The following is a 15,826-nucleotide window of genomic DNA, read 5'->3' on the forward strand; positions in this document are numbered from 1 at the left end:
TCGGCCCCACCGCATCAGCTCTGAGCACCCCCGGGTGTGCCCGTCCGGACGGGCGCACCCGGACCCAGCTCCACCCACGGTTCCCCGGCGCCCTCCACCTCCAGCACCCACACCTCGTTGACGCCCTCCCGCAGCACCGGACCCGGCACATACAGCGTCCGTTGCGGGCCCGTCGACCAGTACCGGCCCAGACAGAAGCCGTTCACCCACACGAACCCGCGCGTCCAGCCCGGCAGTTCGAGCCCCACGTGATCCGGAAGACCCACGAGTCCCGACTCCGCCGACTCGAACGAACCCCGGTACAGCCCGGCACGGCCCCTCTCGGCGATCCCTCCGAAAGGCACCGCGTCCACCGCACCCGGCTCCTCGAAAGCGGCCAGCCGCAGCCCCCGCGCCCGTACCCCGTGCAGATACTGCCGCTCGTGCCGGACACCGCCCGTGATGCCCTTCGGCTCCCCCAGCCGTGGCCCGTAATTGACCCGGCCCAGCGACTCCACCCACAGCTCGACCTCCGCGGGCTCGGCCACCGGCTCGTCGAGGGTGGCGCTCTCGCCACTCAGCACTCCTTGCCGGACGCCGTTCACATACACCACGGCACGGTCCCGGAGCCCGGTCACACTCAGCGTGTACGGACGTCGCAAACCCGGAACGGTGACCTCGTACCGCACCAGACCCCGGTCCACGCCCAACTCCTCGAACGTCGGCGGAACACCGGACTCCGCCCGTTCCGGGTCGCCCAGCACCTCTAGGGCCACCGACAGGGGCGCCCACTCGGTCAGCTCCGCCCTCACCGGCGCCGGGGGCCCGACCGGCTCCGGCGGCAGCTCCGGAAGCGGACCGTCCGCAAACTCCGCCAGGACCTTGCGGAACAGCCAGAACTTCTCCGTCGGCCGCCCGTACTCGTCGATCGGCGCATCGTAGTCGTACGACGTCACCGTCGGCTGAAGGTCCTGGTCCTGCAGCGGACCCGAGCGGTTCGCCCCCGCCCAGCCCGCAAAATTCGTCCCCCCGTGCGCCATGTAGACATTCACCGACGCCCCGCACTCCAGAATCTCCCGCAGGGCTTCCGCGGCCTCTGCCGGATCCCGTACCGCCGGTGCAGCACCCCAGTGCTCGAACCAGCCGCACCAGAACTCCATGCACATCAGCGGCCCCTTCGGCTGATGGCGGCGCAGCACCTCGAAGGCCTCCCGCGCACCCGACCCGAAGTTCACCGTGGCGAGCAGCCCCGGCACGGAGCCGCCGGTGAGCATGTGGTCCTCCGGACCGTCGGAGGTGAACAGCGGCACGGTCACCCCGCGCTCCCGCAGCATCCCGGCCACCCGCTGCAGGTAGACCCGGTCGGTGCCGTAACTCCCGTACTCGTTCTCCGCCTGGACCATGATCACCGGGCCGCCGCGCCCGATCTGCCGCTGCACCACCTGCGGCAGCAGCGCGGTGAACCACCGCTCCACGGCACCCAGATACGCCTCGTCACGGGTCCGCACCCGTCGGCCGAAGCGCCCCGTCACCCAGGCCGGCAGACCGCCGTTCTCCCACTCGGCACAGATGTACGGTCCCGGGCGCACGATCGCCCACAGCCCGGCCCGCTGCGCCGCGTCCAGGAACCGGCCCAGCGCCGCCACGTCCTGGAAGCGGCCGGGCTGCGGCTCATGGAGATTCCACGGCACATATGTCTCGACACAGTTGAGTCCCATGGCGCGCAGCATCGACAGCCGGTGGTCCCAGTGCGCCTCGTGGACCCGGAAATAGTGCAGGGCCCCCGACAGCAGCCGTACGGGCTTCCCGTCGAGCCGGAAGTGGTCGTCCCCCACGGTGAAGTCAGCCATCGTGCTCGTACTCTCCTGTGCGTGCGGTCCCCCGGGGCCGCGCCGCCCAGGGGTCGCACGACGGCACGCACCACGGAGCGGGCGAACCCGGGAGGAATGTTGCTACCAACCTTTGCCCCCTGGCGTGCGGCCGGTCCATGGACAAAGATCACTGCTGTTTGGACACAATTGTTCGGACGCGAACTGTTCGGACCAACGACAGAGAAAAAAAGGGGGAGGAAGGAAGGCCGATGTACCACACCTGGATGCGCTTCTTCACTCCCAGCCCGCTCCACCACCGGCTGGGCCTCGTCTGTCTGGGCGTGGGACTGCAGCACGGCGCCCTGCCGACGGTCGGCCCGCGCACCCTGGACCACCATGTGGCCGTCGTCATCAACTCCGGCAGCGGCTGGTTCAGCGGCTCCGACGGCCGCCGGGTGCCCGTCGTCGCGCCCAGCCTGATCTGGCTGACCCCCGGCACCCCGCACCACTACGGAGCCGACCCCGGCACCGGCTGGGACGAGAGTTTCGTGGACTTCACCGGCCCCGCCACCGCCACGTACACCGAACTCGGCTACATCGAGCCCGACCGGCCGCTCGTCCCGCTCGCCGACACGGCGGGCCCGCGTGCCGCGGTGGGGCGGATGGTGCGGGCGGCGCGGCGCGGCAATCCGCTGCTGGAGGTCGAGACCGGCGCCGCCGTCCATGAACTCCTCGTCGCCCTGCGCCGGGCCCGCGCCGATGTCAGCCACGACGGCGACCCGGTCCTGCAGGCCCTCGCCCGCGACGCGTTCCAGCCGCTGTCGGTCGCCGAGCACGCGGCCCGGCACGGCATGACCCCCGCCGAGCTGCGCACGGCGGTGCGCAGGAGCGCGGGCTGCAGCCCCAAGGACTACCTCCTGGGCATCCGGCTCGGCCGCGCCAAGGAACTCCTCGCCGCCACGGACCTGCCGGTCGCCGCGGTCGCCCGACGCGTGGGGTACGACGATCCGGCGTACTTCTCCCGCCTGTTCGCCCGCCGGGTCGGCGCCGCCCCGGTCCGTTTCCGCGAACAGCAGGGCCGCAGTGTCCCGGGCGGCTGGAGCGACCAGGTCCCGGACCCGGAGCACCCACCGACGATCGCCCCCGCGGGGGGCCCGGCCGCCTGAGTCCGGCCGGGCTCACGGCCCCCGCGCGACCGGGAGCCCGCTCCTCGTCGTGGGGGAGGCCGTAAGCTCGCTGACCATGACCACGAGGGACATCGACGAGTCCGTGCGCGCGGAACTGAACCGGCTGCGCGAGAGCATCGACAACATTGACGCCGCTGTCGTCCACATGCTCGCCGAGCGCTTCAAGTGCACCCAGCAGGTCGGCCACCTCAAGGCCGCCCATCAGCTGCCCCCGGCCGATCCGGCCCGCGAGAGCCGGCAGATCGCCCGGCTGAGGCAGCTGGCGGAGAGCGCGCATCTGGATCCGGCCTTCGCGGAGAAGCTGCTGAACTTCATCGTGGCGGAGGTCATCCGCCATCACGAGCGGATCGCGGAGGAGTCGGCGACGAACGGGGAGACGTCGTGAGCGCCGTGGTGCGGCTCCGGAGAATCCCCCGCCGGCCTCGGTCGCCGCGGACGGCGCGGCGCCGCGAGGTGCTCGGCCGGCGGTCCCTCATCACCGGCCGATCAGCGAGGTGAGCGAAGGCCCGTGATCATCATGTGGATCAACAGGTCGTAGCTCTCGTCCAGTTTCTCCGGCAGTCCGAAGGCGCCCTCGGTCTCCAGAACCGCGAAGCCGTGGACGGCCGCTCGCAGACAGCGGGCCGCGTGGATCGCCGCGGAGTCGGCCATTCCATAGGCACGGAAGGTGGCGAGCATGATGTTGATCAGTCGCGCCCCGGCCTCGGCCGTGTGCGGCTCGGGTGTCTGGACGAGTGCCGAGTAGCGGTGCGGGTGGTGCAGCGCGTAGTGCCGCCAGGCCACCATGAGCGCGCGGATCGCCTCGTCGGCTGAGCGCCCCAGCACGGCCTCGCCGACCTGGTCCGCGATCTCGTTCATGATGCGCGCCGACATGAGGTCACGCAGCTCGGCCAGGTTGCGCACGTGCTTGTAGAGGGACGGGGTGGCGACGCCCGCCCGGTCGGCCACCGCCGACAGGGTCAGCGCGGCGGGGCCCTTCTCGTCGATGGCCAGCAGCGCGACATCGACGACGGCATCCGTGGTGAGCGCTGCCCTAGCCACGCGCGCCCACCTCGAGGAAGGCCAGGACGGCCGCGACGACCTCGTCCGGGAACTGGACGTGCGCGTAGTGACCGGCTCCCTCGATCATCACGAGCCGGCCGAGCCCCGGGGGCATCTCGGCCACGATGCCCTCACCCTCGGCCGCGGGGTCGGCCCAGTCGGGGTCGAGCGTGCCCTCGATGACCAGAACGGGGCACCGGACGGCGCCGAGACACGCACCGGCGTCCGTGGGCGCGGACATGCCCATCCTGCTGACGACGGCCATCCGGCCCGGCCTGCGCAGGTCGGTCTCCAGAGCGGCGACATGGTCGGCGTAGCCGGTGGGCTTGACGCCGGGGTAGGCGTGGTCGAGGTAGCGCTTCCACAGCCCGACGCTGCGCAGCAGGCCGGTGCCCATCAGCAGGCTCATGCCTTTGCGGTAGCGGGCGTGGGAGAGCAGGGCGCGCGGGCTGATCTTCTGCGCGCGGGTGAACGGGCTGATCTCCACGACGGCGCTGACCAGTTCGGGCTCCTGGGCCGCCGCGATGGTGGCGGCGCCGCCGGCGAAGGAGTGGCCCACGATCACGGCGGGGCCGCCCAGGTGCCGGATCACCGCGAGGAGGTCGGCCGCCGCGTCGGTGCGGGTGTAGGACGCCCAGCCGACGCTGGACTCACCGTGACCGCGCTGGTCCACACAGGCGACCCGCCAGCCGGCCGCCACGAACCGGGCGGCCGTGTCCCGGTAGGCCGCTCTGTTGTCGCCCATGCCGTGGGCGAGCACGAGCAGCGGGCCCTCGCCGGTCACGTCGTACGCCAGCTGTCCGCCGTCGATCGTCAAGAAGTCGGTCATGTCCACTCTCCGGGCTAATCGATGTAGCCCTCAAGCTAATGACATTAGCCGTCAGTGTCAACCGGCTCCGCGGTACCGCCCGGAGCCCCGAGCGGACTCCGCAGGGCCCCGGCCGTCTCCGATCCGACTTGCGAGAACCCGCCTGCGCCCGGCCCACCCCGTACGGCAGCATGGACGCATGTCCGTACTGACGCGCGACGAAGCGCAGACCCGAGCCCAGTTCCTCGACGTACACCGGTACACGATCGACCTCGATCTGACCTGTGGGGAGGAGACCTTCGACTCCCGCACCGTGATCCAGTTCACCGCGACCGCGGCCGGGGACACGTTCGTAGAACTCAAGCCGGCCACCCTGCGCTCGATCAGCCTCGACGGACAGCCCCTCGACCCCGCAGGCCTGGTCGAGAACCGCTTCCCGCTCACCGCACTCACCGCCGGTGCGCACGAGCTGCGCATCGACGCCGCCATGCGCTACTCCCGCACCGGCGAAGGCATGCACCGCTTCACCGACCCCACCGACAGCGAAACGTACGTCTACACCCAGCTGTTCATGGAGGACGTCCAGCGCGTCTTCGCCGCGTTCGACCAGCCCGACCTCAAGTCCGTCTTCGCACTCACCGTCACCGCACCCGAAGGCTGGACCGTCCTCGGCAACGGCATCTCCGAGCACCGGGGCGACGGCCGCTGGACCCTGGCCGCCACCCCACCGATCTCCACCTATCTCGTCGCCGTCGCCGCGGGCCCCTGGCACTCCGTGACCACCGAACACGCCGGACTGCCCTTCGGCATCCACTGCCGCCGCTCACTCGCCCCGTACCTCGACGCGGACGCCGACGAGATCCTCGACATCACCCGCGCCTGCTTCGACCGGTTCCACGAGAAGTTCGACGAGCCCTACCCCTTCGACTCCTACGACCAGGCCTTCGTCCCCGAATTCAACGCGGGCGCCATGGAGAACCCCGGACTCGTCACCTTCCGCGACGAGTTCGTCTACCGCTCCGCCGTCACCGACACCGAGCGCCAGACCCGCGGCATGGTCATCGCCCACGAAATGGCCCACATGTGGTTCGGCGACCTCGTCACCCTCGCCTGGTGGGACGACATCTGGCTCAACGAGTCCTTCGCCGAGTACATGGGCTACCAGACCCTCGCCGAAGCCACCCGCTACACCGACACCTGGGTCGACTTCGGCGTCGCCCGCAAGGGCTGGGGCTACGACGCCGACCAGCGCCCCTCCACCCACCCCGTCGCCCCCGACCCGGCCGCCGTCCCCGACACCGCGTCCGCGATGCTCAACTTCGACGGCATCTCCTACGCCAAGGGCGCCTCCGCACTGCGCCAACTCGTGGCCTGGCTCGGGGAGAAGGACTTCCTGGCCGGCATCAACACCCACTTCGCCCGCCACAAGTTCGCCAACGCCACCCTCGCCGACTTCATCGACAACCTCGCATCGGCGACCGACCGCGACGTCCACGCCTGGGCCGACGCCTGGCTGCGCACCACCGGAGTCGACACCCTCACCCCCCAGGTCGAGGAGTCCGCCGGCACCTGGTCCCTCACCATCGACCACGCCGGCAGCCGCCCCCACCGCATCGCCGTCGGCGCGTACGACCACGCCCCCGACGCCCACTCCGGCCCCGACCGCCTCGTCCTGCGCGACCGGTTCGAGACCGACGTCCCACAGAACGGCACGGCCAAGGAACTGCCCGGCCGCCGCCCCGCCCTCGTCGTCCTCAACGACGGCGACCTCAGCTACGCCAAGGTCCGCCTCGACGCCGCGTCCTGGGACACCGCCGTACGCGACCTGTCCGGCATCCCCGACGCGCTGACCCGCGCCGTCGTCTGGAACGCCGCACGCGACATGGTCCGCGACGGCGAACTCGCCCCCACCGCCTATCTCGACGCCGCCCGTGCACACCTCCCGCACGAGACCGACCTCGCCCTCGCCCAGGGCGTACTCGCCTTCGCCGGCGCCCACATCGCCGACCGCTACCTCAGCCCCGAAAAGCGCCCCGCCGCCCTCGCCACCCTCACCGCCCTGTGCCGCGACCTCATCCGCCGCACCGAGGACGGCCACAACCCCGGGCTGCGCCTCATCGCCGTACGCCACCTCATCGACGCCGCCACCCAGCCCGACACCCTCCAGGACTGGCTCGGCAACGGCACCGTACCCGGCGGACCCGAACTCGACCCCGAACTGCGCTGGCGCATCCTCACCCGCCTCGCCGTCCTCGGCGCCACCGACGAAACCGCCATCGCCGCGGAACTCGAACAGGACCCCAGCGCCACCGGACAGGAAGGCGCCGCCCGCTGCCGGGCCGCCCTCCCCACCCTCGAGGCCAAGGCCGCCGCCTGGGACGCCCTGTTCAACGACGACACCCTCTCCAACTACCTCTTCACCGCCACCGCCCAGGGCTTCTGGCAGCCCGAACAGGCCGACCTCGTACAGGACTACGTGCCCCGCTACTACCCCGAGGCCACCCGGCTCGCCGCCCGCCGCGGCCCCGCCATCGCCGATGCCGCGGGCCGCTACGCCTTCCCCGCGTACGCCGTCGACGCCGACAGCCTCCACCTCGGCGAACAGGCACTGAACGACAAGACCCTCATCCCGGCACTGCGCCGCAAGCTCATCGACCAGATCGACGACCTGCGCCGCGCCCTCGCCGTACGCGACGCCCACTGACCCCCTCCCACAGATCCGCACCACCCCCGACCCCAGGGCCCGCACCACACCGACCCCAGGGCCACACCACCCGTGCCCGGCGCCTCCACCACACAGGAGGCGCCGGGCACACTCGTATCAGGCGCCACACCCATACCACCGCAACCCCCGACAACAGCCCCCCGCTCCATCCACATCCCCCTTTCGAGTTCAGATCACCGAGCTCCGCGGCCGCGCACCCGAAAACCCGGACAAGCTGGCACGTCCACCCATGCGCATCCGAAGGGCCCCGCCGCCATGCCCACCCCACCTCTCGCCGGCTCCACCACCGGACCCGCCGCCCTGCGCCCCCTCATCGACACCGTCCTCACCGCACTCCACGACGGCGCCCACCGACGCGACGGCCCCCTCCCCGCAGGCGGACCCGACGCCGTCACCCCCAGGATGCGCACCGCCACCCACCCCGCCATCCCCGGCCACGGCACCGGCGCCCACGAAGCCCTGCGCACCCTCGTCGGCGCCCTCGCCGAAGGCGCCGCAGACCCCGCACACCCCCTCTGCGCAGCCCACCTCCACACCCCGCCGCTCGCCCTCGCCGCCGCCGCGGACCTCGCAGCCTCCGCCCTCAACCCCTCCATGGACTCCTGGGACCAGGCCCCCGCCGCCTCCGCCCTCGAAGCCGACATCACCGCCGCACTCGCCACCGAGATCTACCCCCACCACCCCTCACCCGACGCACTCATCACCACCGGCGGCACCGAAGCCAACCAACTCGCCCTCCTCCTCGCCCGCGAACGCAACGGCCCCGTACAGACCATCTGCGCCGCCAACGCCCACCACAGCATCACCCGCGCCGCCTGGCTCCTCGGACTCCCCGAACCCGTCGTCATCCCCGCCTCCGCCGGCGTCATGGACCTCGCCGCACTCGACGAAGCCCTCACCGAACACCACCACCCCCTGCTCGTCACCGCCACCGCGGGCACCACCGACACCGGCCGGATCGACCCCCTCGCCGACATCGCCGACCTCTGCACCACTCACGGCGCCGAACTCCACATCGACGCCGCGTACGGCGGACCCCTCCTCTTCAGCCCCACACACCGCAGCAAGGTCCACGGCCTCGACCGCGCCCACAGCGTCACCCTCGACCTGCACAAACTCGGCTGGCAACCCGCACCCGCAGGCATCCTCGCCGTCCCCGACCGCACCCACCTCGACACACTCCACCACCACGCCCCCTACCTCAACGCCGACGACGACACCGAAGCCGGCCTCCCCGACCTCCTCGGCCGCTCCCTGCGCACCACCCGCCGCCCCGACGCCCTGAAGATCGCCGTCACTCTCCAAGCCCTCGGCCGCACCGGACTCGCCGACCTCATCGACCGCACCATCACCGCCGCCCACCACCTCGCCGACCTCATCGTCCAAACCCCCACCCTCGACCTCTACGACACCCCCACCATCAGCACCGTCCTCTTCCGCCCCACCGACGCCGACGACAACACCGTCGCCACCATCCGCCGCACCCTCCTCACCCGAGGCCACGCCGTCCTCGGCCGCGCCCGCACCGACGACCGCCTCTGGCTCAAAGCCACCCTCCTCAACCCTCACACCACCCCCGACGACCTCCGCACACTCCTCGACCTCGTCGACCGACTCACCCACGACCTCGCGGAAGGCAACACCCCCCGATGACCGACCTGCCCACCCCCGAGAACGGCCGCCCCCACGACCTCGTCGGCATCGGCATCGGCCCCTTCAACCTCTCCCTCGCCGCCCTCGCCCACGGCATCCCCGGCACCCCCCACCCCCTCACCACCGCCTTCTACGAACAACGCCCCGCCTTCCACTGGCACCCCGGCCTCCTCATCGACGGAGCCAGCCTCCAAGTCCCCTTCCTCGCCGACCTCGTCACCCTCGCCGACCCCGCGAGCCCCTGGACCTTCCTCAACTACCTGCGCAGCCGCGACCGGCTCTTCCCCTTCTACTTCGCCGAGCGCTTCCACATCCAACGCGCCGAATACGACGCCTACTGCCGCTGGGTCACCGACCAGCTCCCCGGCCTCCACTTCAGCCACCAGGTCGACGCCGTCCGCTGGAACAACGAACGCGGCCTCTTCGAAATCGACTTCACCCAACTCGACAACGACGGCGAAGCCGAAGCACTCGGCCGCGCCCACACCCGCCACATCGCGCTCGGAATCGGCACCGAGCCCCACGTCCCCGAACCCCTCAGACCCCTCACCGAAGCCGAATCCGTCCCCGTCATCCACTCCGCCGACTACCTCCGGCACCGGGAAAGACTCCTCGACGCCGAACACATCACCGTCATCGGATCAGGACAGTCCGGCGCCGAGATCTTCCTCGACCTCCTGCGCGCCCGCCCCACAGGGCACGAAAAGCTCCACTGGCTCGCCCGCACCCAGGCCTTCGCCCCCATGGAGTACTCCAAACTCGGCCTGGAACACTTCACCCCCGACTACAGCCGCTACTTCCACGCGCTGCCCGAATCCGTACGCGACGAACTCGTCCCCCACCAATGGCAGCTCCACAAAGGCATCGACGCCGACACCATCGCCGCCATCCACGACGAGCTCTACCGCCGCACCCTCCACGGCGGCTGGCCCGACGCCACCCTCACCCCCGGAGTCTCCGTACGCACCGCAGGACGCGTCGCCAACACCCGCGTCGAACTCCACCTCGAACACACCCAGCAGAACACCCGCTCCCGCCTCACCACCGACGCCGTCGTCCTCGCCACCGGCTACCGCGAACGCCCACTCGACCGCATCCTCAGCGGCCTCGACCCCTACATGCGCCGCGACGCCTCCGCACGCCCCCGCATCGACGACAGCTTCCGCCTCGTCCTCGACCCCACCGTCACCGGCAACGTCTACGTACAGAACGCCGAACGCCACACCCACGGCGTCGGAGCCCCCGACCTCGGACTCGCCGCCTGGCGCAGCGCCACCATCCTCAACAACCTCACCGGCACCAACGCCTACCCCCTCCCCGAACGCACCGCCTTCACCACCTTCGGGCTCACACCCCGGGCCTCACACATCCCCACCCCCCACAACCCCGACCTCATCCCCCTCGTCCACGGCAACTGAAACCGGCCACACCCACGCAGACTCCCCAGCTGATCCACGCCCGCGTCCCGGAACAGCGGTTGCACACGCGCTCGGCCATCTGGCTGAACTGGCGTCAGCATCGTTGCGGCGAAAGGCATCCTTTTGGGCTACTGACTGTATCCGAACCAGTACGCACCACTGCGGTGCCTGTCCGTTGGAGAGTCCGATGCCACTGTTCCCGAACCAGGGCTCCACGGGGGGCGGCACGTCCGTGACGATAACCAGCACCACGGCCAACGCCCTGAGCACCGTCAGCCAAGTGCTGTTCGGCGACGTCCCGGCCACCAACGCCTCCTACGACGCGGGGGCCGACCACGTCACCTGCAACTCACCCGCCGGAGCAGGCGTGGTGGAGGTGACAGTGGTCCTCGCCAACAGCCAGGTCAGCAACGGTGTGCCCTTCTACTACATCCCGGCGCCCGTGGAATCGACGCTGAGCCCCACGGCCGGGCCGCTGGCCAGCGGCACCGGAGTCACCATCACCGGCTCAGGCCTGGACACCACCAGCGCCGTGTCGTTCGGCGGCAGCGCCGCGACCGTGTTCTCCAAGACCGACGGTCGGCTCACGGTCACCGCCCCGGCGGGCGCGGCCGGACCGGTCGACGTCAGCGTCACGACCGCCGCGGGCACCTTCGACGGCCTGTCGTACACCTACGTCGCCGGCCCCGGCACGCTGACGATCACTCCGAACACCGGACTGCTCACCGGCGGCACCCACGTGACGATCACGACCACCGGAGACGCCACGACCACGTTGCAGGTCCTCTTCGGCAGCACCTCCGTGCCCTTCGCCGTCGGCGACACCCAGACGCTCACGCTCTATACGCCCCCGGGGGGCGTGCCCGGCGCGGTCAATGTCTCCGTCACCACGGCGGGCGGCTCCAGCACCGCCACCAACGGCTACACCTACGGCTGATCCCGCTCTTCGGCCTCGCGCAGCCCGCGCTGGAGATACGGCACGGAGGCCCGGTCCCTAGAACACCGGCTTACCCTCCCGCGTCAGCCGCCAGTCCACCGAAGCGAACTGCGCCACGTCCACCGACCCCCTCGCCTGCACCCAGGCGATGATCGTGTTACGGATCTCCTCCGAATTCGCCCACAGCTGCTTGGCACCCGCCACGTGCGGGAAGTTGCCACCACCACTCGCCCGGTAGTTGTTCACCGCCAGCACGAACTGAGCCGCCGGATCGATCGGCTTCCCCTCGAACGACAGATTCACGATCCGAGAACCGTTCGGCTTCGCGATGTCGATGTCATACGTCAGCCCCGACACCGCGTCGTAGTTGTAGTCCGGAGTGCTGTCCGCATTCGTCAGCTTCGACGTGTCCACCGGAGCACCGGCCGCCGTCTGCACGTAGTACCGGGCCGAGAACTCCAGATAGTCCCTGATCTGCGCCCCGGTCAGCAGCCGCGCCTCAAGGGTGTTCTCGAACGGATACAGCCCCGCCGCGTCCTTGATCGTCACATTCCCGGCCGGGATCTGCGCCGTACGCGAGAAACAGGACGCCTGCGAGAGAACGGGAAGCGCCGCATACGCACCGCCGGTCAGCGCAGCCTTCACCGTCTCCGCCTGGACGACGTTGATCAGATCGATGATCGGCTCGTCCTTCCAGGCCGCCTCCGCCGTCGTCATCGCCGCCGTGGACGTACCGATGACCTGATTGACGTACGCCACGACCTTCCTGTGCTCGTCCATGAGCAGCTTCGTGATCTTCGGGTCCTCTGCCACGGTGTTGGAGTTCAGCACCTGCGAACCTGCCTTCTCCACCACCCAACGACCCTTCTCCCACACCAGATCGAAGTCGAACAGCGTCAGCCGCTGCCCCCACTTCAACGGCTCGGAGAGCACCACCTTCTTGCCGGTCTGCTTGTTCTCCACGAAGTACTCGGGGATCTCCAGATGCGCGTGCCCGACCAGAATCGCGTCGATACCCGGCACCTGCTCCGCCACCAGACCGGCCGCGTTCTCGATGTACGGGACCTGATCACCGTACGACGACGTACCGCTGGTGCCCGAGTGCGCCGAGACGATCACGACATCCGCACCCATGGAACGCAGCCGCGGCACGAACTTCGCCGCCTGCTCCTCCAGACCGGGAAACACCATCTTCCCGCTGACGTTCGCCTTGTCCCAGATGGCGATGCCCGGGTTGGTCAGACCCAGAATCGCGACCTTCACATCCGGACCGTGCGGAGTACGCATCTTCTTGATCACATAAGGGGCGAACGCCGGCCGCAGCGTCTTCGCGTCCAGCGCGTTCGCACCCAGCAACGGGAAGTCGCACTGCTCCTCGAACTTCCGCAGCACCGGGATGCCGTAGTTGAACTCGTGATTGCCGAGCGCCGCGGCGTCATAACCGATCGCGTTCATCGCCTGCGCCATCGGATGCACCGGACCGCGCTTGGCCGTGATCGGGTCGATCTTGGCGTAGTAGTACGACAACTGGGTGCCCTGGATCGTGTCACCCGCATCGATCATCAGGGTGTTGTGGCGGCCCTTCTCACGGCGCACCTGGTCCACCAGAGTGGAGATCTTCGCCAGGCCGACGTCATTGTGCGCCTTGTCGTCGAACTCCTGGTCGGTGAAGTAGTCCCAGTTGAAGACATTTCCATGCAAATCGGTCGTGCCCATCACCGTGAACGAATACCGCTTCGACGGACGCCCATGCCCATGACCCGAATCACGATCGAGGGCCGCGGCAGGCACGGCGGAGCCTCCGGCAATCGCCACACCGGCACCGGCGACCGCCGATGTGCCCAGGAACGTCCTACGATTCAGCGGCATTTCTACTCCCACATCTCAGTTCTCGCGGTACACAACGCGCGTAGATAATGACCCAGGAGCCACACCCGGCAACACCCCCTGCGGGTTGCGATCTGATGACCACCCGCTGTCCTACCCGGATGCGACAGTGGACGCATGACCGACACCCCGCCGCCCTACGGCACCCCCCAACACCCCCGCATCGCCGTCCGCGGAGAAGCCCGAATCGAAGTCGACCCCGAGACCGCCCACATCAGCATCACCGTCACCGCCCGCGGAAAGGACCGCCGCGCCGCCCTCGAAGACCTCACCCGCCGCAACAGCCACGTCCTCGAACTCGCCCGGTCCTACGGACCCGCCATCGAAAAACTCGAAACCGGCGCACTCTCCCTCACCCCCGAACCCACCAAACACGGCCGCGACGAAAAAATCCGCGCCTACCACGGACACGTCCACGTCACCGCCGTCCTCAACGACTTCACCGCACTGGGCGAATTCACCACCCGTGTCGCCGACCTCGACATGACCCGTGTCAACGGCCCCTGGTGGAACCTGCGCCCCGACTCACCCGCCCACGCGAACGCCCGCCGCCAAGCCGTGCACGAAGCCGTCCAACGCGCCCGCGAATACGCCGACGCCCTCGGCGCCCGGCTCACCGCCCTGGTCGAACTCGCCGACCTCGGCGCCGAGAACACCGCCCCGGCAGCCCCCATGCCCGCCGCACCCGGCGGCATCCGCGGACGCGCCGCCTACGGAGGAGCGACAACCGAACCGACCGCCCTCGACCTCGAACCACAACGCCAAACCGTCCACGCCCAGGTGAACGCCCGCTTCACCATGTCACCCCCACAACTATGAGACGAATGCTCATCCGAGCATCCCGGCGCACAATTCAACACTTGTCAATAACCCTTCACCCAAAGGTCGTTGGGTAGTCATACGCGGCCAAATCACTACCCGTAGGTAAGGTCTAGGGTCGAACCATGCGCCGAGCAAAAATCGTTTGCACCCTGGGACCCGCCACCGACACATACGAGCAGATCAAGGCACTGGTCGAAGCGGGAATGGACATCGCCCGCCTCAACCTCAGCCACGGCACCTACGCCGAACACGAAGAGCGGTACCGCCACGTACGCAAAGCCTCCGACGAAACCGGACGCAGCGTCGGCATCCTCGCCGACCTTCAAGGCCCGAAGATCCGCCTCGGACGCTTCCGCGAAGGCCCCGTACTCCTTGAACGCGGCGACACCTTCACCATCACCGTCGAACCCATGGAAGGCGACCGCCACACCTGCGGCACCACCTACGACGGCCTCGCCACCGACGTCACCACCGGCGAACGCATCCTCGTCGACGACGGCCGCGTCACCCTCGAAGTCACCGAAGTGAACGGCCCCCGGGTCCACACCACCGTCATCGAAGGCGGCATGGTCTCCGACCACAAGGGCCTCAACCTCCCCGGCGTCGCCGTCTCCGTCCCCGCCCTCTCCGAGAAGGACATCGAAGACCTCCGCTGGGCCCTGCGCACCGGCGCCGACGTCATCGCCCTGTCCTTCGTACGCAGCGGCCGCGACATCGAGGACGTCCACCGCATCATGGACGAGGAGGGACGCCGCCTCCCCGTCATCGCCAAAGTCGAGAAACCCCAGGCAGTCGAGAACATCGACGGCATCGTCGCCGCCTTCGACGGCATCATGGTCGCCCGCGGCGACCTCGGCGTCGAAATGCCCCTGGAACAAGTGCCGATCGTCCAGAAGCGCGCGATCAAACTCGCCAAACGCAACGCCAAGCCGGTCATCGTCGCCACCCAGATGCTCGACTCGATGATCGACAACTCCCGCCCCACCCGCGCCGAGGCCTCCGACGTCGCCAACGCGGTCATCGACGGCACGGACGCGGTGATGCTCTCCGGCGAGACCAGCGTGGGCAAGTACCCCGTCGAGACGGTCCGCACGATGTCCCGCATCGTCGAGGCCGCCGAGGAGGACATCCTCGCCAAGGGCCTCCCGCCGCTGAACGACCGCAACAAGCCCCGCACCCAGGGCGGCGCGGTGGCCCGCGCGGCGGCCGAGATGGGCGACTTCCTGGGCGCCAAGTTCCTGGTCGCCTTCACTCAGAGCGGCGACACGGTCAGGCGCCTCTCCCGCTACCGCTCACCCATCCCGCTCCTGGCCTTCACCCCGGCCCCGGCCACCCGTTCCCAGTTGAACCTCACCTGGGGCGTCGAGACCTTCCTCGGCCCGCACGTGGAATCGACGGACGCGATGGTGGCCCAGGTCGACGAGGAACTGCTGAAGATCGGCCGCTGCGAGAAGGGCGACGTCGTGATCATCACGGCCGGCTCCCCGCCGGGGGTCCCGGGCTCGACGAACCTGGTCCGGGTGCACCGCATCGGCGAGGACGACAGCCACAAGTAGAC

General features: G+C 69.7%; 12 protein-coding genes. 8 read left to right on the plus strand and 4 right to left on the minus strand.

Going from position 1 to position 15,826, the window contains the following annotated elements:
• Positions 1 to 14: 14 nt before the first annotated feature.
• Entirely contained in the window at positions 15 to 1,829 is a 1,815-nt protein-coding gene (locus ACF1B9_RS02490; protein ID WP_391739946.1) for a beta-galactosidase family protein, read from the minus strand.
• 230 nt (positions 1,830 to 2,059) lie between these two features.
• Between ACF1B9_RS02490 and ACF1B9_RS02495 the strand changes: the two genes are divergently transcribed.
• Entirely contained in the window at positions 2,060 to 2,956 is an 897-nt protein-coding gene (locus ACF1B9_RS02495) for a helix-turn-helix domain-containing protein (RefSeq protein ID WP_391739945.1), read from the plus strand.
• 76 nt (positions 2,957 to 3,032) lie between these two features.
• Positions 3,033 to 3,362 carry a chorismate mutase gene (locus ACF1B9_RS02500; protein WP_351084909.1) on the plus strand — a complete coding sequence of 110 codons (330 nt, stop codon included), beginning with the start codon at positions 3,033 to 3,035 and terminating at the stop codon, positions 3,360 to 3,362.
• A gap of 101 nt (positions 3,363 to 3,463) precedes the next feature.
• Here the strand turns inward: ACF1B9_RS02500 and ACF1B9_RS02505 are convergent, their stop codons facing one another.
• Both ACF1B9_RS02505 and ACF1B9_RS02510 read right to left on the minus strand, forming a co-directional pair.
• Positions 3,464 to 4,018: a TetR/AcrR family transcriptional regulator gene (locus tag ACF1B9_RS02505; RefSeq protein WP_391739944.1), complete on the minus strand. Its 555-nt coding sequence runs from the start codon at positions 4,016 to 4,018 to the stop codon at positions 3,464 to 3,466.
• Complete coding sequence (locus tag ACF1B9_RS02510; protein WP_391739943.1) at positions 4,011 to 4,847, minus strand: alpha/beta fold hydrolase; 837 nt, start codon at positions 4,845 to 4,847, stop codon at positions 4,011 to 4,013. Before ACF1B9_RS02510 ends, ACF1B9_RS02505 begins: the two co-directional genes overlap by 8 nt.
• Positions 4,848 to 5,025: 178 nt before the next feature.
• On the opposite strand from ACF1B9_RS02510, the gene pepN reads away from it, so the two are divergent.
• From pepN to ACF1B9_RS02530, 4 genes are all read left to right on the plus strand, one after another.
• Positions 5,026 to 7,530, plus strand: a complete 2,505-nt coding sequence (gene pepN, locus ACF1B9_RS02515) for an aminopeptidase N (RefSeq protein WP_391739942.1) — start codon at positions 5,026 to 5,028, stop codon at positions 7,528 to 7,530.
• Positions 7,531 to 7,806: 276 nt separating this feature from the next.
• Positions 7,807 to 9,204: a pyridoxal phosphate-dependent decarboxylase family protein gene (locus tag ACF1B9_RS02520; protein ID WP_391739941.1), complete on the plus strand. Its 1,398-nt coding sequence runs from the start codon at positions 7,807 to 7,809 to the stop codon at positions 9,202 to 9,204.
• Positions 9,201 to 10,622 carry a lysine N(6)-hydroxylase/L-ornithine N(5)-oxygenase family protein gene (locus tag ACF1B9_RS02525; RefSeq protein WP_391739940.1) on the plus strand — a complete coding sequence of 474 codons (1,422 nt, stop codon included), beginning with the start codon at positions 9,201 to 9,203 and terminating at the stop codon, positions 10,620 to 10,622. Before ACF1B9_RS02520 ends, ACF1B9_RS02525 begins: the two co-directional genes overlap by 4 nt.
• Positions 10,623 to 10,809: 187 nt before the next feature.
• On the plus strand, positions 10,810 to 11,559 hold the full coding sequence (locus tag ACF1B9_RS02530; protein ID WP_391739939.1) for an IPT/TIG domain-containing protein: 750 nt from the start codon (positions 10,810 to 10,812) through the stop codon (positions 11,557 to 11,559).
• Between the two features lie 57 nt (positions 11,560 to 11,616).
• On the opposite strand, the gene ACF1B9_RS02535 is transcribed toward ACF1B9_RS02530, so the two are convergent.
• Complete coding sequence (locus ACF1B9_RS02535; protein ID WP_391739938.1) at positions 11,617 to 13,428, minus strand: bifunctional metallophosphatase/5'-nucleotidase; 1,812 nt, start codon at positions 13,426 to 13,428, stop codon at positions 11,617 to 11,619.
• 135 nt (positions 13,429 to 13,563) lie between these two features.
• On the opposite strand from ACF1B9_RS02535, the gene ACF1B9_RS02540 reads away from it, so the two are divergent.
• Positions 13,564 to 14,265 carry an SIMPL domain-containing protein gene (locus ACF1B9_RS02540; RefSeq protein WP_391739937.1) on the plus strand — a complete coding sequence of 234 codons (702 nt, stop codon included), beginning with the start codon at positions 13,564 to 13,566 and terminating at the stop codon, positions 14,263 to 14,265.
• A 125-nt stretch (positions 14,266 to 14,390) separates the two neighbouring features.
• Complete coding sequence (gene pyk, locus ACF1B9_RS02545; RefSeq protein ID WP_391739936.1) at positions 14,391 to 15,824, plus strand: pyruvate kinase; 1,434 nt, start codon at positions 14,391 to 14,393, stop codon at positions 15,822 to 15,824.
• Positions 15,825 to 15,826: the final 2 nt, after the last annotated feature.

This window comes from Streptomyces sp. NPDC014727, assembly GCF_043083485.1.
GTDB lineage: Bacteria > Actinomycetota > Actinomycetes > Streptomycetales > Streptomycetaceae > Streptomyces.

Bases quoted from the DNA above. Each gene is read 5' to 3' on its own strand.
- ACF1B9_RS02540 (WP_391739937.1), top strand. From the start codon at position 13,564: ATGACCGACACCCCGCCGCCCTACGGCACCCCCCAACACCCCCGCATC.
- ACF1B9_RS02510 (WP_391739943.1), bottom strand. From the start codon at position 4,847: ATGACCGACTTCTTGACGATCGACGGCGGACAGCTGGCGTACGACGTG.
- ACF1B9_RS02535 (WP_391739938.1), bottom strand. From the start codon at position 13,428: ATGCCGCTGAATCGTAGGACGTTCCTGGGCACATCGGCGGTCGCCGGT.
- pepN (WP_391739942.1), top strand. From the start codon at position 5,026: ATGTCCGTACTGACGCGCGACGAAGCGCAGACCCGAGCCCAGTTCCTC.
- ACF1B9_RS02525 (WP_391739940.1), top strand. From the start codon at position 9,201: ATGACCGACCTGCCCACCCCCGAGAACGGCCGCCCCCACGACCTCGTC.
- ACF1B9_RS02520 (WP_391739941.1), top strand. From the start codon at position 7,807: ATGCCCACCCCACCTCTCGCCGGCTCCACCACCGGACCCGCCGCCCTG.
- ACF1B9_RS02500 (WP_351084909.1), top strand. From the start codon at position 3,033: ATGACCACGAGGGACATCGACGAGTCCGTGCGCGCGGAACTGAACCGG.
- ACF1B9_RS02530 (WP_391739939.1), top strand. From the start codon at position 10,810: ATGCCACTGTTCCCGAACCAGGGCTCCACGGGGGGCGGCACGTCCGTG.
- pyk (WP_391739936.1), top strand. From the start codon at position 14,391: ATGCGCCGAGCAAAAATCGTTTGCACCCTGGGACCCGCCACCGACACA.
- ACF1B9_RS02490 (WP_391739946.1), bottom strand. From the start codon at position 1,829: ATGGCTGACTTCACCGTGGGGGACGACCACTTCCGGCTCGACGGGAAG.
- ACF1B9_RS02495 (WP_391739945.1), top strand. From the start codon at position 2,060: ATGTACCACACCTGGATGCGCTTCTTCACTCCCAGCCCGCTCCACCAC.